Raw genomic sequence first — 18,424 nt, forward strand, 5'->3', positions numbered from 1 at the left:
TCTTCCTTAATTTTGTTCGATACGTTGAATAATCAAGGCAATCCCTTGACCAACACCGATACACATTGAACACAAGGCATACTGGCCTTTGATCTGTTCAAGTTGATTCAATGCGGTGGTGACTAGACGCGCACCCGAGGCACCTAAAGGATGACCCAAAGCAATCGCACCCCCATTTGGGTTGATACGTGCATCGTCATCACTCAAACCTAAATCACGGGTCACTGCTAAAGCTTGTGCGGCAAAGGCTTCATTTAGTTCAATCACCTCCATTTGTTCTAGCGTGAGATTGGCCTGTTTTAGTAATTTCTTAATCGCAGGTGCAGGTGCAAAGCCCATAATCCGTGGTTCAACCCCAACTGTGGTTGCCGCAATGATTTTGGCACGCGGTTTGAGCTGATATTTTTCAACCGCCTCGTCTGAAGCAATCAACAACGCTGCTGCGCCATCATTAATTCCAGAGGCATTACCTGCCGTGACCGTCCCTTCGGCCTTCACCACCCCTTTAAGTTTAGTCAACGCTTCTAAAGTGGTTGATGCACGTGGATGCTCATCCGTATCCACCACAACTGCATCACCTTTACGCTGCGGAATCGTCACTGGGATGATTTCACGGGTAAAGAAGCCATTGGCTTGTGCGGTTGCAGTACGTTGTTGGCTGTTAAGCGCAAACTGGTCTTGATCGGCACGGTTAATCTTGAATTGTTCCGCCACGTTTTCAGCCGTTTGTGGCATGCTGTCCACGCCATACATTTCTTTCAGTTTTGGATTGATAAAACGCCAACCCATGGTGGTGTCTTCAATCTTTTGACTACGTCCAAAGGCACTGTCTGATTTGCCCATCACATAAGGTGCACGGCTCATGCTTTCCACACCACCTGCAATAATCAGGTCAGCTTCATTGGCTTTAATGGCACGGGCTGCCATCGCAATCGCATCCAGTGATGAACCACATAAACGGTTCACTGTGGTGGCAGGCACTTGATAAGGTAAGCCTGCTAATAAGGCTGACATGCGTCCAACGTTACGATTATCTTCACCCGCTTGGTTGGCACAGCCATAGATCACATCATCGACTTGCTGCCAATCTACTTTTGGATTGCGTTGCATCAAGGCCTGAATCGGAATCGCTCCCAAGTCATCGGCACGTACAGGTGCAAGACCGCCGGCATAACGACCAAATGGGGTACGGATGGCATCGATGATATAAGCGTTTTTCATTTTAAATATTTTCCTTCAATCCATGTCTGGCTCAATTGGATTCAATTTCACTCTAAGTATTTCGCGGCGGCGGCATGGATGCCGCCCGTTAGACTGTGGTATATGGATATACCATCAGTCTAACAAAGGATTTTTGTTACTTTTTATCCTTAAAAAGTAAGGCAATGCCTATACAAAAAGCCTCTGCTTTAACCCGTAATTAGTGGCTGTTAAACATTATCCTTGAGTTGCATCAATCAACTGAGCATCCGTCAACGCCTGTAATTCCTCAAAGCTCAAACCATCCACTTTCTCAATCACTTTTAAACCATCTATGGTCACATCAATCACACACAGGTCGGTATAAATACGATCGACACATTTCAAGCCTGTGGCTGGATATGAAAGGGTTTCAACAATCTTGGGTTCACCTTGCTTGGTATTATGATCGGTGGTGATAAATACTTTCTTGGCACCTACCGCTAAATCCATCGCACCACCCACCGCAGGAATCGCATCTGCTGCACCGGTATGCCAATTGGCTAGATCACCATTGGCTGCGACTTGAAAGGCGCCAAGTACCGCAATATCCAAATGACCACCACGCATCATGGCAAAGGAGTCACCATGATGGAAAAAACTGCCACCAGTGAGCATGGTGACGTATTCTTTACCCGCATTGATCAGTTCAGGGTCTTCCTCACCTTTGGCTGGTGGTGGACCGAATGCCAACAGGCCATTTTCCGAATGTAGGAATACATCTTTATCCGCAGGAAGATAATTGGAAATCTTGGTTGGCAGGCCTATGCCGAGATTGACATAAGCACCATCAGGAATATCTTGTGCGACACGTTCAGCAATTTGGTCACGGCTTAATTTTTGATAGCTCATTGTTCTACTCCTGTGCCATTGGCTGTATCAACAGCGACCACATGCTGTACAAAAATTCCAGGGGTAATGATGTGTTCAGGATCAAGCTGACCGAGTTCAGCCAGTTCAGAGACCTGTGCAATGGTGACATCCGCAGCCATCGCCATGATTGGACCAAAGTTACGCGCAGATTTGTTGTAGACCAGATTGCCCCAGCGATCACCTTTGTGTGCTTTGATTAAGGCAAAGTCAGCTTTGATGGGATATTCAAGTACATAGTCTTTGCCATCGATATGACGGGTTTCTTTACCTTCTGCCAATAAAGTACCAAAGCCAGTTGGGGTAAAAACTGCACCGAGCCCCATGCCTGCGGCTTGAATACGGCACGCCAGATTACCTTGCGGCACCAGTTCCAATTCAATCTTGCCAGCACGATACAGTTCATCGAATACCCATGAATCGGACTGACGTGGGAAAGAACAGATGATTTTACGTACTGCCTCTGTTTTAAGCAGTTTGGCCAAGCCATAATCACCATTGCCAGCATTGTTATTGACGATGACAAGGTCTTTAATACCAAGTTCGATCAGTCCATCAATCAGTTCAGCTGGTTGTCCTGCGGTGCCAAAGCCACCAATCATGATGGTTGCGCCATTCTTGATCTGTGACAGTGTCTCAGTCAATGTGAGGGTACTTTTATCAATCATAAGGCCAACCTTTTATCCATGTTTTCAAATTTCTATACATACGAATTGCTGTATAAACGGGTATGCATAGAAATTTAAAAACTGTGAGCTAAGCTCTAGCTCACAGTAAATTTGTGGTGTTAAGCACCGACACGACGACGGTCAACTTCAGTGCTTGGCGCACCTGTTTTTTCTGCAACCAATTCAACATTAAAGGTAATGTGTTTGAATGGCTTATTCACACCACGACGAGCAAGTTCAGCTTCATCAGTCACATCAACAGCAGTAGCGACTAAGCCTTCACGTGTTGCAAATGCAAAGTCATCCCATAGGTATTGATCACCTTCAATATTGAACTGCGTGGTTAATTTGCGATAGCCTGGTGCAGACACAAAATAATGCACGTGAGAAGGGCGGTTACCATGACGGCCAAGCAAGTTCAGCATTGCTTGTGTGGTCCCTTCTGGTGGGCAGCCATAACCGACAGGCATAGTGGTCTGTGCCACATAGTGACCATTGGCATCAGATAAAATAGTACGGCGTAAGTTAAAGTCAGATTGTGACTTATCAAAGAATGAATAGTTACCGAGGCTGTTGGCATGCCAAACTTCGACTTTAGCGCCTTCGATAATATGACCTTCAGGATCAGTGACAGTGCCTTCGATGAATAAGGTATCGACTTTGTCTGATTCAGAACCGTCATCCATACGGGCAAAACCAACAGATTCAGGCGCGCCAGCCACATACAATGGACCTTCGATGGTACGTGGAGTTCCACCCGTAATGCCTGCTTTGGCATCTGCTTCATCAGCACGTAAATCTAGATAATGCTCAAGACCTAAACCTGCTGCCAATAAGCCGAGTTCATTGGCTTGACCTGCATCGGTAAAGTATTCCAGACCTTTCCACAGCTCGCTTTGCGAGATATCTAAATCTTCAATCGCCTGAAAAAGATCACCGAGCAGACGAACCACGATTTGTTGTACACGTGGATTGACTTCACCTGTCGCGGTATCCACATTCATTTTTTTAACCAGTGCATCGATTTCTTGACGGTTCATACATATTCTCCTGAAGTATGATAGTTTTTGGTGGCTCGCGGACTTGCTGTTTTGCTGCTTGCTTGGCTTGCCACATTCCTTGTTCAAATTCTGTTGCGATCCTGATGCCACGATGGGCTTTAGCTATCGTCTTCGCGGATGGCTGATGGGTGACGATTCATCGCCATCACTTCAATATTCATGTAGGGATACAATGGCAGCCCCTGTAAAATATTGTGCAGCTCTTCATTGCTTTCCACATCAAAGATACTGATATTTGAGTATTGTCCGGTAATGCGCCAGATATGACGCCATTTACCTTGACGCTGTAAATCTTGTGAATAGGCCTTTTCAACAGCTTTAATTTGATTGGCTTGTTCAACTGGCATATCGAGCGGGATATTTACATCCATTCGTACATGAAAAAGCATGGCAACTCCTTAAATTATTGACGACGTAAGTTGTCGATTTTGTCTTCGTCCAGTTCAATACCGAGACCAGGGCCAGTTGGAATTTTGAGTTCAAAATTGCCATATTGAAGCGGTGTTTTTAAAATTTCTTCCGTGAGTAACAGTGGACCAAACAGTTCCGTACCAGCGGCTAAATTGCTAAAAGTAGAGAAGGCATGTGCGGAAGCAATGGTGCCAACTGGACCTTCCAACATGGTACCACCGTAAAGATCGATCCCTGCCAGATTAGCAATTTTCCCGACTTCACAGGCTTCAATCAGACCACCTGATTGGGCAATTTTTACTGCAAACACTGAGGCGGCATTGCTTTTTGCCAGTTGATAAGCACTTTGCGGACCGGTTAAAGATTCATCTGCCATAATGGCAATATCGAATTTACGGGTCAAACGTTGCATAGCATCAATATTATGAATCGCACACGGTTGCTCAATCAGATCAACACCGCCATCCTGCAGCATTTGAATCCCTTTAATCGCATTCAACTCAGACCATGCACGGTTGACATCGACACGGATCGAAACTTCTGCACCCAATGCTTGTTTAATTGCCAGTACATGTTCAACATCCTGTTCAACTGGGCGCGAACCGATCTTGAGCTTGAATACATTGTGACGTTTTAACGCAACCATTTTTTCTGCTTCAGCAATGTCCTTTTCAGTATTGCCTGAGGCTAAAACCCAAAGTACAGGAACGCTATCACGTAGGCGCCCACCTAACATTTCACTGAGCGGTAGACATAAACGTTGAGACTGAATATCCAGTAGTGCCGTTTGAATAGCACATTTAGCAAAACGGTTCCCATTGATACTGTGTTGAATGGCCTGTAATGTCTGAGCCACATTAAAACTGTCCAAGCTTTTTAACAATGGCGAAAAGTAATGCTCGATATTGGTTTTGACACTTTCAGGACTTTCATCTCCATAACCCAAGCCACCAATGGTCGTTGCTTCACCCCAACCAATCAAACCATCTGCTGTTGTCACTTTAATGAGAACTAAGGTTTGGGTTTGCATGGTTGCAACCGCCATCTTATGCGGGCGGATGGTTGGGATCTCGACAAGTAGGGTTTCAATGGATTTATACATCTTGGGTATTTCTTTCGTCCTAAGCTATTTACATACCCTAAATTAATGTAATATCTATAACTAGGCTGAATTTGGTATTTTTAGATACTTAAAAGGTATATTAAATGGAATTAAGACATCTTCGTTATTTCGTGACGGTGGTCGAGGAACAGAGCATTACCAAAGCTGCAGAAAAGTTATGCATTGCACAACCGCCGTTAAGCCGTCAGATCCAAAAGCTGGAAGAGGAACTCGGAATCCTGCTATTTGAACGTGGTTCGCGGCCTGTAAAAACCACAGAAGCGGGACAGTTCTTTTATCAGCATGCGGTGCAGATTTTGACCCATACCGCCCAAGCGGCTTCCATGGCAAAACGCATTAGCACGGTGAATAAGATTGTGCGTATTGGCTATGTCAGCTCACTACTTTATGCATTGTTACCGCAGGTGATTTATTTATTCCGTCAAAACCATCCTGATATTCAGGTGGAGTTGATTGAACACGGCACTAAGGATCAGATCGAAGCATTAAAGCTGGGGAAAATCGATTTGGGTTTTGGACGTTTAAGAATTAGTGATCCTGCAATTAAACGGATTTTATTGCGCAAAGAAAAACTCAAATTAGCCATTCATAAAAATCATCATTTAACTCGCTTTATCGATCAGGGCATTTATCTGTCTCAGATTATTGATGAACCTATTTTTTCTTATCCCGCGACCCAAAAACCGAATTTTTCAACCTTGATTCAGTCGATTTTTACCGACTTGGGGCTGGTGCCTAAAGATATGGTCGAGGTACGTGAAATTCATATGGCGCTTGGTTTGGTGTCATCAGGTGAGGGGATTTGTCTTATTCCAGAAAGTGCCAGTGACATTGGTATGAAGAATCTGGTGTATATCCCAATCCTAGATTTGGAGGCCTATACCCCGATTTCATTGGCGGTGCGCAATATGGATCAGAGTCCATATCTACCGCAGATTTTAGAATGCATTAAGCAAGTATTTGAAGAAGAAGGTATTCCGATCCAACTAGAGGGTGATTAAGCCACGCTAGGCACCAAGTTTATTTATCAGCGGTCATCATGATCGCTTTTTTAATTGTTGTGAAAATAACCTAAAACTAGACTTAAAAGGTATAACTATATACTTCATTATCTATGGAAAATTACATTAATAATTCAAATAATAAAGCATGACCAATATTTGATCCAAATATATCTTTCTGAATTTATGTCAGTTTTAAAGCAATCGGAAAGCATGGTCTATCGAATGGATTAGGTATCAATTCATCTCTTATAGCAACAATAATTTCAAAACTTAGGAAAGGATTTCCCATGTTAAAACCAGATACGCTGTATCGAGCACAGCGCGTAGCCTTATATACACTCTTTGGTTGTCTAAACATCAATGCGGCTTATGCAGATTTTTTTAAAGACAGTGAAAAAAGCATTTATCTGCGTAATTTTTACTTGGAACGGGATTTTGAAAATACCAATAAAGATTTAGGCAGTTGGTCTCAGGCGATGACAGGACGCTTTGAATCTGGTTATACCGATACACCGATTCAAGTCGGTTTGGATATGGGCTTTCAATATGCCTTGCGTTTAACGGATCGTTATGATGAACGCCTAGATACCGTATTTAAATATGATCAGCACGAAGGGCGACAGGAGCGTGATTATTTAAAATTAGGCGCAACTTTAAAATTTAAATATCACAATACTGAACTGAAAGTCGGTGAGCTTTTCCCAAAAACACCGGTACTGTTTATTGATGATTCTCGGCAGTTGGTCACCACTTATGCAGGTGCAATGCTAGAAAGTAAAGACATTAAAAATTTAAAAGTATCTGCAGGGCGTTTTACTCATGTGAATGCTCGAGATGATGATGAATATCGAAAGTTCACCTTAGGCAACTCGACAGATCCAAACAAAAGAAGTGACGGGCTGAATTTTTTGGGTCTCGATTATAATTTTACCCCTCAGTTGACGGGTTCTTATTGGTTTGGGCAGCTCGAAGATATTTATCAACAACAATATTTGAGTGCGGCCTTTACGGAAACGGTCAACAAGAGCAAGCTTAAAGTGGACGCTCGCTATTTTAACTATAAAGAAGATGGCGATGCTTATTTTGGCGATATTGATGTTCAGTCAATCGGTCTGCAAGCCAGCGTTCAAAATGGACCACATACCATTTTGACCGGTCTGCAAAAGCATATGGGTGAGGACAATATTCCCTTATTAAATGGTTATGTTCCACAAGCCTATTTACAGAGTTGGTCTGCAATTGCTTTCTACAAAGCCAAAGAGTTCACTTGGCATGTCTTGTATAGTTATGATTTTAAAGAGCAGGGTATCCCTGGGCTAAAACTGACTTTACGTTATTTAAATGGCAGTGAAATCTATCGGGAAGGCTTTAAGGATAATAAAGAAACTGAGAAGAATGTGATCGTCAATTACACCGTACCTGAAGGTAAATTGAAAGGTTTAGGCTTTGAATGGCGACATATCCGAGCCGATATTAAATATGGTGCAGGCAATAATCCAGGCACAGATTTTGTCGAAAATCGAATCATGACGACGTATACACATAAGTTTTAATTGTCGATTCAATCAAGAATTGAACAGCCTATCTTATTCAAATTCGCGAATAAGATGGGCTTTTTTTTAATCATAATCACAAAAACCTGCAAACACTTAGCTCCACATTTTTCTAAAATTGGACCTTCTATTCGTTATGAAGATTGATTGATCACGTTCCCCCACCTCATAAGCTTTTGTTGTTATTGATAACTTTAAATATGGAGGGATATGAGGTGCCAATGTTATTATTGATAATAATTATCATTATTATTGTTATTTTTGTTTGTTTTGTGTATTATTCACGAAATTTTTAAGAATGAATTAAGGTTCTTACGTGTTAGAACAAAATAACTCTCTCAAATCATCTCAATTTATTAGAACAACACTCTGCATTTCTGTTTTATTGGTGTTGTCGTGTCCGCATGTATTTGCACAGGACAGTGCAGATAAAGCCTCGACGCTGCCGACTATTGCGGTAACCGCAATCAAGGCTGATGTTGCCTATAAATCGGGCAATATGGATATTCCACGAACCGAAGACGATGTCCAAGCCTATACCATGATCGAGCGGGAAGAAATTGAGCGTTCAGGCACCACCACAGTCACCGAGTTGTTGTCTAAAGTATTGCCAATGGCAACCTCAACCAACAATTCCAGTTATTTCTCAGGCACATCAAGTCAAATTAATTTACGTGGACTTGGTGCCAGTCAAACGCTAGTGTTGATTAATGGCCGCCGTAGCGCAGGAACAGGCAGTCGTGGTACTTCTGAATCTACCGATCAACCCAATTTAAATAATATTCCTTTGGCTGCAATTGAACGGATTGAAGTATTACCGACATCAGCTGCTGCGATTTATGGCAGTGGGGCGATTGGTGGTGTCATCAATGTAATTTTGCGCAAAGACTATGTTGGCACCGAAGTGAACGTGCGCTATAGCGATACCGTGGATAATCAACAACCCGCCAAATCTTTTAATTTGGTTTCAGGTTTTTCTCTGGAAGATGGCCGCACCCATGTGATGTTGACGGCTTCCAAAAAAGACCAAGATAGTTTGCTAGCGAGCGAACGTGACTGGAAAAGTAAATCACGCCAAAATATTTTAAAAAATAATCCAAATAGTCTTATTGGGGACAAGGTCAACCCGCCTGCAGGCAATTTAACCAATATTCGTAGTAAAGATGGTTCTGAATTAGTACCAGGGTGGGGCTCATCTATGGCACATCTTCCCAAAGGTTGGAATGGCGATCTGAGCAAACTTGGTCAAGGCTATGCATTGGGTTTGTCAGATGGAGTGAGTGGCTGGTCTGGTAAAGAGGGATTACTTTACGATACCAAGACCGAAGCCTTTGGTCTTTCTTTAAATCGTGATTTTACTGATCGTCTGAATGTGTTTCTTGAGGCGGGCTATGAAAAAGAAGAGGGTTGGTCATTTAATACCTCACCGCACGGTTATAACGTGGTAACCGTGAGCAAAGATAGTCCGCATAATCCTTTTGGCAAGGATATTCTGGTGAATTATCCAATGCGTTTGGATAGCCTAGGTGGCTTTGCCAAGGACACCTTTGAAACTACTCAGAAGAAAGTAGCAACAGGCTTTACCTTTGACCTAACACCAGAATGGATACTCTCGGCAGATTATGCATGGAGTAAATCGGATATTCGTCAACGTTATACACGTCAAGGCAGCAAAAATCCGAAAGCCAGTGCATGGAACAAAGACACTGCCAATAATGCAATTGATTTTTTGCAAGATTTCACCACTACACCAACCGACCTAATTTCAAAATACTGGAACTATCCAAAAAATAATACGCAACAGACCTTAAATGATTTCTCGATTCGAGCCACAGGTCCAATTGCAAAATGGTATGCAGGCGATATTCGATTGGCAACGGGGATTGAACACCGTCGTTATGAAAGTGAAGGCTTTGCAGATCACCAACATGTCGACAATCCTTGGGTGAAGCCGACTGAGCGTAAGAGCAATGCATCCAGTGTTTACACGGAATTTAATATTCCCCTGATTTCCCCTGAGCTGAATTTACCTTTCGCCAAATTACTCGATGTGCAACTGGCTGCACGTTATGAGGATTTCAATGTCCAAGCCAAGATACCGCAATATGACAGTAAAATTGATCCTGCTACGGGCTATCGTTCTAAATTCTTAAATTATAGCGATTCGGGTAAATCAAAATTTGATGCGATCACGCCAACAGTAGGTTTCCGCTTCGCACCGAATGACCAATTGATGTTCCGTGCGTCTTATAGTGAAGGTTTTGTTACACCATCGGTTTCGCAGATCTCTCAAGCGACTTCGACCCAAGTGACGGGAGCGACATTAACTGATCCAGCAACGGGTAAAATCATTAGCACCTATGAAAGCATTTCTGGGGGCAATCCAGATCTGACGCCAGAAAGTTCAAAAAGTATTAATGCTGGGATTGTGTTAACCCCAGAGGCGATTCCTGATTTACGCCTATCGATTGATTATTACAACATCAAAAAAACCAATAATATCAGTTCGATCAGTGCGCAATATATTTTAGACAATCAAAGCAAATATGGTAGCCGCATTCAACGCAATCAAGCTGGCGATGTGGTTTCAATTGATATCACGCCATTCAATGCTTTAAACCTTAAAACCAGTGGGATTGATACCAATTTAAATTATCGCTTTGATAGCGTGATTGGAGAAACTATCTTTAATCTGGGCTATACCCATGTTAATGAATATCGCCAACAACATAATTTGATTGACCCAGAGAAGAGTTTTGTCAGTGTGGTGGGTGGCGCGGTCTCCGATGCACCGCTAAAACATCGTGCCAATGCCTCTATTTATCTACAAGCCAATGACAATTGGGGCTTTGGTTGGGCAAGCCAATATTATGGTTCTTATGACATGGTTAATGCGACTGCGATTTTGAATCAAACGGGTCGTGCCGATCAAAAATTAAAAATCGAAGATCAAATCTACCATGACATTTTTGCCAAAGTGAAATTGCCGAGCAGTAAATTGCTAAAACACAGCTCAAGCGAACTGAGCTTCGGTATTCAAAATTTATTTAACGATTACACGGTCGATATGTCTGGAACGCAATCATACCTCAGCAAATATAGTGATGTCCGTGGTCGCCAATATTATCTAAACCTTAAGTTTTCTTTCTAATCTTCCTGAACTGCAGGTGGCGATTATTTTGCATCATCGTCACCTGACTAGGTGTCTTTTATGAATATTGAAGCGTCTGTGCCCTTGGCCTCCGCCAAAAGGGTCACAAAAAAGAAGGTGGAACAATCATCATTGATTAAATATCGATTGATGATTTTTTCACGTTTTGTCTTGGCTATTTTGGGTGGTTATTACTTTGCTGCGATTGCTGCAATGTTGATGGGTTTCCTGTTTTCAGCTGAACCTTCCAAAGCCAATGCCGTGTTTGGGGCGACCATGCTGGCATTTGTGATTCATTGTGCCGTATTTATCTGGGTATTTCTGGTCAACTCAACCGTGAAAGTCTGGTTGGGGGTCATTGTTCCCAGTGCTTTGATGACGTTGATCTATTGGTTTTTAAAAGGGTAAAGTCATGCGTGTTGATGGTAAAAATGAAGGCCCTCGCCAATCCATGTCATGGTTACATACATGGACAAGCCTGCTCTTGGGATGGCTGCTTTACGCAGTTTTTCTGACGGGTACGCTCAGTTTTTTCCAAAATGAAATTACGGTGTGGATGAAACCTGAATTGCATCAGTCTGTGAATAGCACTTCACAGCAGCAACAATTGAGTTATGCATTACAGTATTTGCAGCAAAACGGGCAGCCTGCCGAGAGCTGGAACATCCGGTTTGCCAATGAACGCCAACCCGCGATTATGCTGAATATCCGTAAGCCAGGTGAAGGTCGCCGTCGGGGTGGTGAAATCTATTTAGATGCTCAAACAGGCCAAGAGATTAAAGCGCGTGAAACTCGGGGTGGTGGTTTCTTGTATCGCTTCCATTTTGAACTTTATGGCATGCCACGTATTTGGGGGCGTTGGATTGTTGGTATCGCAACCTTATTCATGTTTGTCGCGATTATCAGCGGTATTATCACCCATAAAAAGATTTTCAAAGATTTCTTTACTTTCCGTCCAGCCAAAGGGCAGCGTTCATGGCTCGATGCTCATAATGCAACGGCTGTGTTTGCTTTACCTTTTCATATCATGATCACCTTTAGTGGTTTGCTGCTGTTAATGTTCATGTTTATGCCTTGGGCGATGAACAGCCATTATGGAAATGGTCAGAATTTCTATCAGATGTTGAATGAACCTGTTGCCAAAACACCTGAGCAAGCACGTCTACTCGCTGAGCAAAAACAAAAAGAAGCCGCAGAGGAAGGGCGTGGCAATCGAGGTGGTGGTCGTCGTGGTGAAGCCGAACAAGCAGCACCTGTACTTGCCGTAGCACCGATGGTGAATTTGCTGACATTGAGTCATTACGTTCAACAAGGTTGGCAGGATAACCCGATTGCTTCAATTCGAGTGAATAAACCGAATACCGTTGAAGCTGATGTTGAATTTAATGCAACCCGTACCACTACATTGCTTGATCGAGAAAGCATTCCTTCAATGAAGTTTAATGCGGTGACAGGACAATTGATTGATGAAGCCAAGCCTGTTAACTCGGCATCAAAAGCCATTTATACCTTGGTGACATGGTTGCATATGGCTCATGGTGTAGATTCAGTGTTGCGTTGGTTGCTATTTTTATCGGGCATATTAGGCACCATGATGGTGGCTTCTGGTCTGATCTTGTGGGTGGTGAAACGTATTCCAGATGTACAGAAATTGGGTTATAAGCCTTTTGGTCATCGTCTGGTTGAAGTGCTGAATATTACTGCAATCACAGGTCTACCGATTGCCTGTGCTGCCTATTTCATTGCCAATCGCTTTATCCCAGCTCAATTGGCCGAACGTTCTCCGTTAGAGATTAATGTGTTCTTTATGGCATGGTTGCTGTGTTTAATTCATGCGGCTATTCGGGCACATCGTCCCGCATGGTTGGAGCAACTGGCTTTAGCCGCTGTGCTGTTCTTGTTTATGCCAATCCTAAATTTCTTAACAGGCGGGCAGGCGTTGTGGATGAGTATCTATCATGGGCAGTGGATGATCGCCAGTTTTGATCTAGTGTGCATGATTTTGGGTCTGATTTTTATCTATTCTTATTACAAATTAAAGCGTTATCAAGGTTTGGCGGTGAAGCAGAAAAAACAGCCTAAAGCTCAAGCTGTACAGGAGCAAGCATAATGGCGGCATTGATGTTGTGGTGTGTTGCTGTGTTAGCGTTATCAGCACTTGCCTGTGGGATGAGTAAGCATCAGCGCGATATTTTTAGTGCTCAGATTTCAGCGAAAAATAGTCGCCGTTTTGAGATTGTAGGTTGGGTAATTCTTCTTATATCTGCGTTGGTGATGATTTACTTTAAAGGTGCCTCAGTTGGTTTATCTGAGTGGTTGGGTTGTATCACCTTTGCTGCTTTGGCTGTGGGGTTGTTATTGACTTATCACCCTAAAAAACTATGGCAAGCAAATGTGATCGTGACTGTTTTATTTGGGCTGCTGCTGATTGTGACCTTGATTTAAGCTTTGCTTGTATCGAAGTGAAATAAAAAGAGGAAACATAAGTTTCCTCTTTTTATTTTGGTTGTGAATTGATTTATAGAGCTTTAGTAACTTGCTTTTAAAGTCAAAAGGAAATTACGCGGTTCGCCATAAAAATTACCATAACCTGGGTAGCCAATCGTGCTGTAATAGGTTTTGTCAAAAATATTGTTTAAGTTAAGTGCGATATTCCATTGCGGATTAATATCATAAGCGACACGCGCTGACCAAATAGCATAATTAGGTTGAACCAGCTCAATACTTTTCCAAGCACCATCAAACTTTTGTGTCACTGGATTAAATTCTCTGACTGATCCTGCTGCATAGTTTTTACTTTGAGCAATTACACCTCCACCTATTTCTAAGCCATCGACAATTTGATCAAGCTGATAGGTTGTCCAAATTTTTAACAAATTTTTAGGGGTGTAAGAGTTGTATGGGGTATCTGTATTATCCTTTTTCTCATTTTTATTGTAGGTATAACCTACAGATAAATTCCAGTCAGGGCTAATATTGCCATTCAGTTCAACATCAATCCCTTTACTTTCCATAGAACCTGTACCGATATAACAGCATAAGGAGTTACTATTTGGAATGCTGGTATAAGCGTTATAGACTTTCTCTTTTTCTTTTTTGATATCGAAGTAAGCAATTGATGCGAGTAGGTTTGCATTAATTTGATGTTTGATACCAAATTCAATATTTCGACCTGTTAATGGTTCGAGTCCAGGGCCATCGGCTGCTGTTAAATAGTTACGCTGATTTTTATAAATTTCCGCAAAGCTTGCATAGGTTGTTGTAGATGGTGAAATATCATAAGTAATCCCATAATAAGGCACAAATTTTTTGTCTTCTGTATAGGTGTTTTCAATATTGATATTATGATTATTGATGGTTAATTCATCTTTAAAGGTGTAGCGGCCACCAAGAATGAGGGCTAAATCATCAACAGGACGTAATTTTAAAGAACCATAAAGTGCAGATTTATTATTCTTATTGGTCGAATTGTTTTCCCAAGAGATCGCTGGGTAGTCCCATTCTGGTGGTGCAACGCGATTGAATACATCACCATTAGCATAAGAAGTCCAATTTAGGCGATAATCTTTTTGATTATTGCTGTGATCAATACCTAAAATCAGATCATGCTTTTGTTCAAATAAATTAAAGCTGCCTTGTAGGTTTAAATCCATTGTTGTTTCTTTAAAGCGCGTATCATCCTGATAGCGCCACCATTGACTTTGGTGAGTGTCATAACTGACAGCACCTTCCATTTCAGCGCTGTTAATCGCATCATTACCAATGTTGAGAGGTGGATCAGGAAATTTGAACAACACTTATAAGTGATATTTTGCTCCCCAAATGATGTTATAAACATCAATATATGGAGTATTTTATGGCACGTAGACCAAGAAGAAATCATTCAAATGATTTTAAAGCTAAGGTAGCACTTGCTGCGATTAAAGCAGAAAAAACACTTGCTGAATTGAGTGCTGAATTTGATGTTCATCAAAACCAAATTATCGACTGGAAAAATCAACTGATTTCAGCTTCCTCGCAAGCTTTCGATCAATCAAAAGCTCCAACAGAACCACCCATCGATCTAAAAAAACTACATGCAAAAATCGGTGAGCAGGCATTAGAAATTGATTTTTTAGAAGGTGTGTTGAAGAAACTGGGCCGCTTCAACCACAAAAGTTAATCGATGACTCACTTCAGATTTCAGTATCTAAGCAAGCTCAGCTGCTGAAAGTCTCCCGTGGTTGTTATTACTATCGCCCAAAACCTGTGAGTGCATCAGATCTGAAGCTGATGCGGTGTATGGATGAGTTACATATGCAATACCCTTTTGCAGGTAGCCGTATGATGCGTGATTTGTTGAATCGTCAAGGACATCATATAGGACGACGTCATACACGTACTTTAATGAAGAAAATGGGCATTAATGCGTTATATTGCAAACCAAATTTAAGCCAGGCTAATCAAGCTCACCGCAAATATCCATATCTGCTCAAAGGATTGGCTATTCAGCGCAGTAATCAAGTGTGGTCTACGGATATAACGTATATCCCTATGGCAAAAGGCTTTGTTTATTTATGTGCTGTGATTGATTGGCATAGCCGCAAGGTACTTGCGCATAGAGTATCGATTAGTATGGAGGTTACATTTTGCATAGAAACATTAAATGAAGCTATTGAAAAATATGGTCGACCTGAAATATTTAATACAGACCAAGGCAGTCAGTTTACCAGTGATGCATTTATTGATGTATTGAAATCAAATGACATCCAAATCAGCATGGATGGTAAAGGTCGATGGGTTGATAATGTGATGGTTGAACGATTATGGCGGAGCGTTAAATATGAAGAGGTGTATCTCAAAGCCTACAGCAATGTTTTGGATGCGAAGAAGCAATTAAACGCATATTTTGAATTTTATAATTTGAAACGACCTCATTCGAGTCTGGACAAAATGACTCCAGATGAGTTTTACTATGACCAGCTACCACAACAAAATAAGGTAGCTTAACTAGAGCAGAGTATCACTTATAAATAAGCTTTTAGTTGTTCAAACATGTGGGACCACCTCTTTGTGACGCACATTCAGTTGTGTTTTCCAGTCATCATTAATTTGATGTTGGAGATTGGCAAAGAAGGATGTGTTTTTACGTTCGATCCAACCCCATGGTGCACCCATCGTTGTACTGCGGGGTAAATGCAGATCTGCGCCATCTTCCCAACGAGGTAAGCTGGCATTAAAAGCATCCACTTTATCTTTTTGATAACTCACACCCGTAAACAATGTTGTTTCGGGTAATAAGTCAAAGCTTAATGCACCGTAGACCATTTCACGGCGGCTTTGTGTGGGTTTGTAGAAGAAGTCTCGATCTTGGAAAACAGTGACCAAACGACCTTTAACACTTTGATCTTCTGTTAAAGAACCCGTCGCATCGAATTCACCACGATAATTATTCCAGCTACCTGCTGAAATTGATCCATTGATTTCGGTTTCTGCTTTTGGTCGTTTAGAGGTGAGATTAATCACACCGCCAGCTTCACCGGCACCGAATAAACCATCTGCACCACGCAGCACCTCAACTGCGTCATATTGTGCCATATCAGCACTATTACTTCGATCTTCTAGACTTGAAGTACTACCGCCGTCATAACGGATATTTTCAATTTTTAGACCACGTGCACTATAGTTATTATTTAACCAGAGCTGTTCACGTGTTACTCCTGTTGTTTGTACCATGACATCATCAAGGGTTTTTAGGCCTTGCTCATCAAGACGCTGACGAGACATAACTGTTACAGATTGTGGTACGTCTTTAATATTCTGAGCTTGCTTGCCAACATTTGTCATATTTTGGCTGGCAGCTTTGATCGAAATTGTTGGAAGCTGTGTTGAATTGCTTTCTTGCTGAGCGTTGTTATTTTTAGCTTGATCTGCTCGTGTGTGAATCGCTTCTAATTTGACCACTTTAGGTTCAACAGCAGCCACAGTTGCTTTGGCTTGAATGCTGTATCCGGCATTGGCCACTTTGATGGCTTCAAATGCATGCGGTTTAAGCAAAGTCTCTAAAGCAGTTTCTACTGAATAATTTCCTTTTAGTGAGGCGCTTTTTATTTTAGAGAGTGTGGTCGAGTCATAACTGATGGTCGTCCCAGTTTGAATGGCGAGTTGCTTCAAAGCCTGATCAAGTGTGGTCGAGCTAATCGAAATCTGATAAACATTGGCAGCATAAGCAGAGGTTGTTGCAATACTGATAACGCTAAGTGGCATGCCCCATAAAATGGCGCGTACAGCCAACGCCAAGGTAGTTTTCGCCTGATAATCCTTCATGTGGTCTTCTCGACTGGGAGTGTATTTCTCTATAAGTCGAACAAGATCAAAAAAAGGGTCAAATTTTTATCTTTTTTTTATTTTTAATACATACGAACTGTAATAGCTCAGCTCAAGTTGATGGGTATAGGCCAGTGTTTCTAAGCTTTGTTGAGGATTCTTTAATGAAAAAACGCCTGAAACGCGAAGGTCTTTTAAAGCTGGTTCGATGAAATAAGTGCCTTTTTTATAACGATATAGCTCACCAATGACTTTTTCGAGTGGCCATTGTTCTACCACCAGTAATTGTTGAGTCCAATAGGGCTGCTCATTGTTTAGTGGCAGTGGTTTAGAGATCTGTTGGCGGTCGAAATACGCACGTTGACCTTGCTGTAAAATCTGCCGTTGCCCAGCATCCCTTGGCTGTAAAGCGACAGCATGTTGATAGACTTTGACTCGAGTTTGGTCGTGATGCTCTTGTCGTACCGTAAACTGAGTACCCAAGGCCTCAATCGCACCATCTTTGGTCTTTACCATAAAGGGGCGATGTTGCGGATCTTTGGCGGTCTGGATATAAATTTCACCTTCGATCAGCTGAATCTGTCGAGTCTGTTCGGAGAAATTCACGTTGATATAACTGTCACTGGCCAAGATCAAGGTTGAACCATCTTGTAGTGCAATAGTTTTAATTTCACCAACCTCGGTATGATCATCAGACTGCCATTTTTCCCAAGGTAACAAATACATTCCGTAGCCGATAACCAACAATCCTGAAAGGCTGAGCAGCATATTTCGTTTTGTAGTCAGATTAAATTTTTGCTTGGACTGGATTAAAGAATCTGAGGGAAAGTGGTTGGATAAACCTGTTAAGCCATGGGTAAATTTATTGATTTGCTGAATGGCGAGAGCATGTTCTTGCTTTTCTGCTTGCCTATGTTCAAATTGTTGCTGCTGTAACTTAGTCATTTCACCTGAATGTAATAGCACTAGCCAATCTGCGGCTTGGTCCAATACATGATCAGGGATTTTAGGGGCTTGAGACATAGCAGCAAAGCAAAT

Annotated in this window: 15 protein-coding genes and 1 pseudogene; 7 read left to right on the plus strand and 9 right to left on the minus strand. The window is 42.0% G+C overall.

Annotation, left to right across the window (positions count from 1 at the left end; translation table 11 throughout):
• Positions 1-6: 6 nt before the first annotated feature.
• From pcaF to F885_RS04250, 6 genes are all read right to left on the minus strand, one after another.
• A complete protein-coding gene (pcaF, locus tag F885_RS04275) occupies positions 7-1,221 on the minus strand; it encodes a 3-oxoadipyl-CoA thiolase (protein WP_005321724.1) in 1,215 nt (404 codons plus the stop codon).
• A gap of 216 nt (positions 1,222-1,437) precedes the next feature.
• Complete coding sequence (locus tag F885_RS04270) at positions 1,438-2,091, minus strand: 3-oxoacid CoA-transferase subunit B (protein ID WP_005321726.1); 654 nt, start codon at positions 2,089-2,091, stop codon at positions 1,438-1,440.
• Positions 2,088-2,777, minus strand: a complete 690-nt coding sequence (locus tag F885_RS04265; protein ID WP_005321728.1) for a 3-oxoacid CoA-transferase subunit A — start codon at positions 2,775-2,777, stop codon at positions 2,088-2,090. The genes F885_RS04270 and F885_RS04265 overlap by 4 nt, the downstream gene beginning before the upstream one ends.
• Before the next feature lie 119 nt (positions 2,778-2,896).
• Positions 2,897-3,817: a catechol 1,2-dioxygenase gene (gene catA, locus F885_RS04260; RefSeq protein WP_005321731.1), complete on the minus strand. Its 921-nt coding sequence runs from the start codon at positions 3,815-3,817 to the stop codon at positions 2,897-2,899.
• A 119-nt stretch (positions 3,818-3,936) separates the two neighbouring features.
• Complete coding sequence (catC, locus tag F885_RS04255) at positions 3,937-4,227, minus strand: muconolactone Delta-isomerase (protein WP_005190515.1); 291 nt, start codon at positions 4,225-4,227, stop codon at positions 3,937-3,939.
• A 14-nt stretch (positions 4,228-4,241) separates the two neighbouring features.
• Complete coding sequence (locus tag F885_RS04250; protein WP_005321733.1) at positions 4,242-5,351, minus strand: muconate/chloromuconate family cycloisomerase; 1,110 nt, start codon at positions 5,349-5,351, stop codon at positions 4,242-4,244.
• Between the two features lie 104 nt (positions 5,352-5,455).
• Between F885_RS04250 and catM the strand changes: the two genes are divergently transcribed.
• From catM to F885_RS04220, 6 genes are all read left to right on the plus strand, one after another.
• Positions 5,456-6,373: a cis,cis-muconate-binding transcription regulator CatM gene (gene catM / locus F885_RS04245; protein ID WP_004654826.1), complete on the plus strand. Its 918-nt coding sequence runs from the start codon at positions 5,456-5,458 to the stop codon at positions 6,371-6,373.
• A 290-nt stretch (positions 6,374-6,663) separates the two neighbouring features.
• Positions 6,664-7,929 carry an OprD family outer membrane porin gene (locus F885_RS04240; protein WP_005321737.1) on the plus strand — a complete coding sequence of 422 codons (1,266 nt, stop codon included), beginning with the start codon at positions 6,664-6,666 and terminating at the stop codon, positions 7,927-7,929.
• Positions 7,930-8,245: 316 nt separating this feature from the next.
• The gene (locus tag F885_RS04235) at positions 8,246-11,080 is read left to right on the plus strand and encodes a TonB-dependent receptor domain-containing protein (protein WP_005321739.1); all 2,835 of its coding nucleotides are present in this window, start codon (positions 8,246-8,248) and stop codon (positions 11,078-11,080) included.
• Between the two features lie 60 nt (positions 11,081-11,140).
• Positions 11,141-11,488, plus strand: a complete 348-nt coding sequence (locus tag F885_RS04230; RefSeq protein WP_005321743.1) for a DUF3649 domain-containing protein — start codon at positions 11,141-11,143, stop codon at positions 11,486-11,488.
• Positions 11,489-11,492: 4 nt separating this feature from the next.
• Complete coding sequence (locus F885_RS04225; RefSeq protein ID WP_005321746.1) at positions 11,493-13,190, plus strand: PepSY-associated TM helix domain-containing protein; 1,698 nt, start codon at positions 11,493-11,495, stop codon at positions 13,188-13,190.
• Positions 13,190-13,525 carry a DUF3325 domain-containing protein gene (locus F885_RS04220; RefSeq protein WP_005321748.1) on the plus strand — a complete coding sequence of 112 codons (336 nt, stop codon included), beginning with the start codon at positions 13,190-13,192 and terminating at the stop codon, positions 13,523-13,525. Before F885_RS04225 ends, F885_RS04220 begins: the two co-directional genes overlap by 1 nt.
• Before the next feature lie 83 nt (positions 13,526-13,608).
• Here F885_RS04220 and F885_RS04215 read toward each other — a convergent pair whose 3' ends face one another.
• Positions 13,609-14,877: a TonB-dependent siderophore receptor gene (locus F885_RS04215; RefSeq protein WP_005321750.1), complete on the minus strand. Its 1,269-nt coding sequence runs from the start codon at positions 14,875-14,877 to the stop codon at positions 13,609-13,611.
• Between the two features lie 47 nt (positions 14,878-14,924).
• On the opposite strand from F885_RS04215, the gene F885_RS20785 reads away from it, so the two are divergent.
• Positions 14,925-16,069, plus strand: a protein-coding gene (locus F885_RS20785; protein ID WP_085944219.1) for an IS3 family transposase whose coding sequence is annotated in 2 segments (ribosomal slippage) — positions 14,925-15,189 and positions 15,189-16,069 — 1,146 coding nt in all. Because the reading frame shifts where the segments join, the coding sequence is not laid out codon by codon here.
• 63 nt (positions 16,070-16,132) lie between these two features.
• On the opposite strand, the pseudogene F885_RS04200 reads toward F885_RS20785, so the two are convergent.
• Both F885_RS04200 and F885_RS04195 read right to left on the minus strand, forming a co-directional pair.
• Positions 16,133-17,386, minus strand: a pseudogene (locus F885_RS04200) (TonB-dependent siderophore receptor); the annotation flags it as partial.
• A 66-nt stretch (positions 17,387-17,452) separates the two neighbouring features.
• Complete coding sequence (locus tag F885_RS04195; RefSeq protein WP_005321752.1) at positions 17,453-18,409, minus strand: FecR family protein; 957 nt, start codon at positions 18,407-18,409, stop codon at positions 17,453-17,455.
• Positions 18,410-18,424 lie beyond the last annotated feature (15 nt).

The organism is Acinetobacter higginsii (assembly GCF_000369845.1).
In the GTDB taxonomy this organism is placed as follows: Bacteria; Pseudomonadota; Gammaproteobacteria; order Pseudomonadales; family Moraxellaceae; genus Acinetobacter; species Acinetobacter higginsii.

What these genes read in the sequence shown, in the direction of transcription:
- pcaF (WP_005321724.1), bottom strand. Translation starts at nt 1,221, where the DNA reads ATGAAAAACGCTTATATCATCGATGCCATCCGTACCCCATTTGGTCGT.
- F885_RS04270 (WP_005321726.1), bottom strand. Translation starts at nt 2,091, where the DNA reads ATGAGCTATCAAAAATTAAGCCGTGACCAAATTGCTGAACGTGTCGCA.
- catA (WP_005321731.1), bottom strand. Translation starts at nt 3,817, where the DNA reads ATGAACCGTCAAGAAATCGATGCACTGGTTAAAAAAATGAATGTGGAT.
- F885_RS04225 (WP_005321746.1), top strand. Translation starts at nt 11,493, where the DNA reads ATGCGTGTTGATGGTAAAAATGAAGGCCCTCGCCAATCCATGTCATGG.
- F885_RS04240 (WP_005321737.1), top strand. Translation starts at nt 6,664, where the DNA reads ATGTTAAAACCAGATACGCTGTATCGAGCACAGCGCGTAGCCTTATAT.
- catC (WP_005190515.1), bottom strand. Translation starts at nt 4,227, where the DNA reads ATGCTTTTTCATGTACGAATGGATGTAAATATCCCGCTCGATATGCCA.
- F885_RS04265 (WP_005321728.1), bottom strand. Translation starts at nt 2,777, where the DNA reads ATGATTGATAAAAGTACCCTCACATTGACTGAGACACTGTCACAGATC.
- F885_RS04220 (WP_005321748.1), top strand. Translation starts at nt 13,190, where the DNA reads ATGGCGGCATTGATGTTGTGGTGTGTTGCTGTGTTAGCGTTATCAGCA.
- F885_RS04250 (WP_005321733.1), bottom strand. Translation starts at nt 5,351, where the DNA reads ATGTATAAATCCATTGAAACCCTACTTGTCGAGATCCCAACCATCCGC.
- F885_RS04230 (WP_005321743.1), top strand. Translation starts at nt 11,141, where the DNA reads ATGAATATTGAAGCGTCTGTGCCCTTGGCCTCCGCCAAAAGGGTCACA.
- catM (WP_004654826.1), top strand. Translation starts at nt 5,456, where the DNA reads ATGGAATTAAGACATCTTCGTTATTTCGTGACGGTGGTCGAGGAACAG.
- F885_RS04195 (WP_005321752.1), bottom strand. Translation starts at nt 18,409, where the DNA reads ATGTCTCAAGCCCCTAAAATCCCTGATCATGTATTGGACCAAGCCGCA.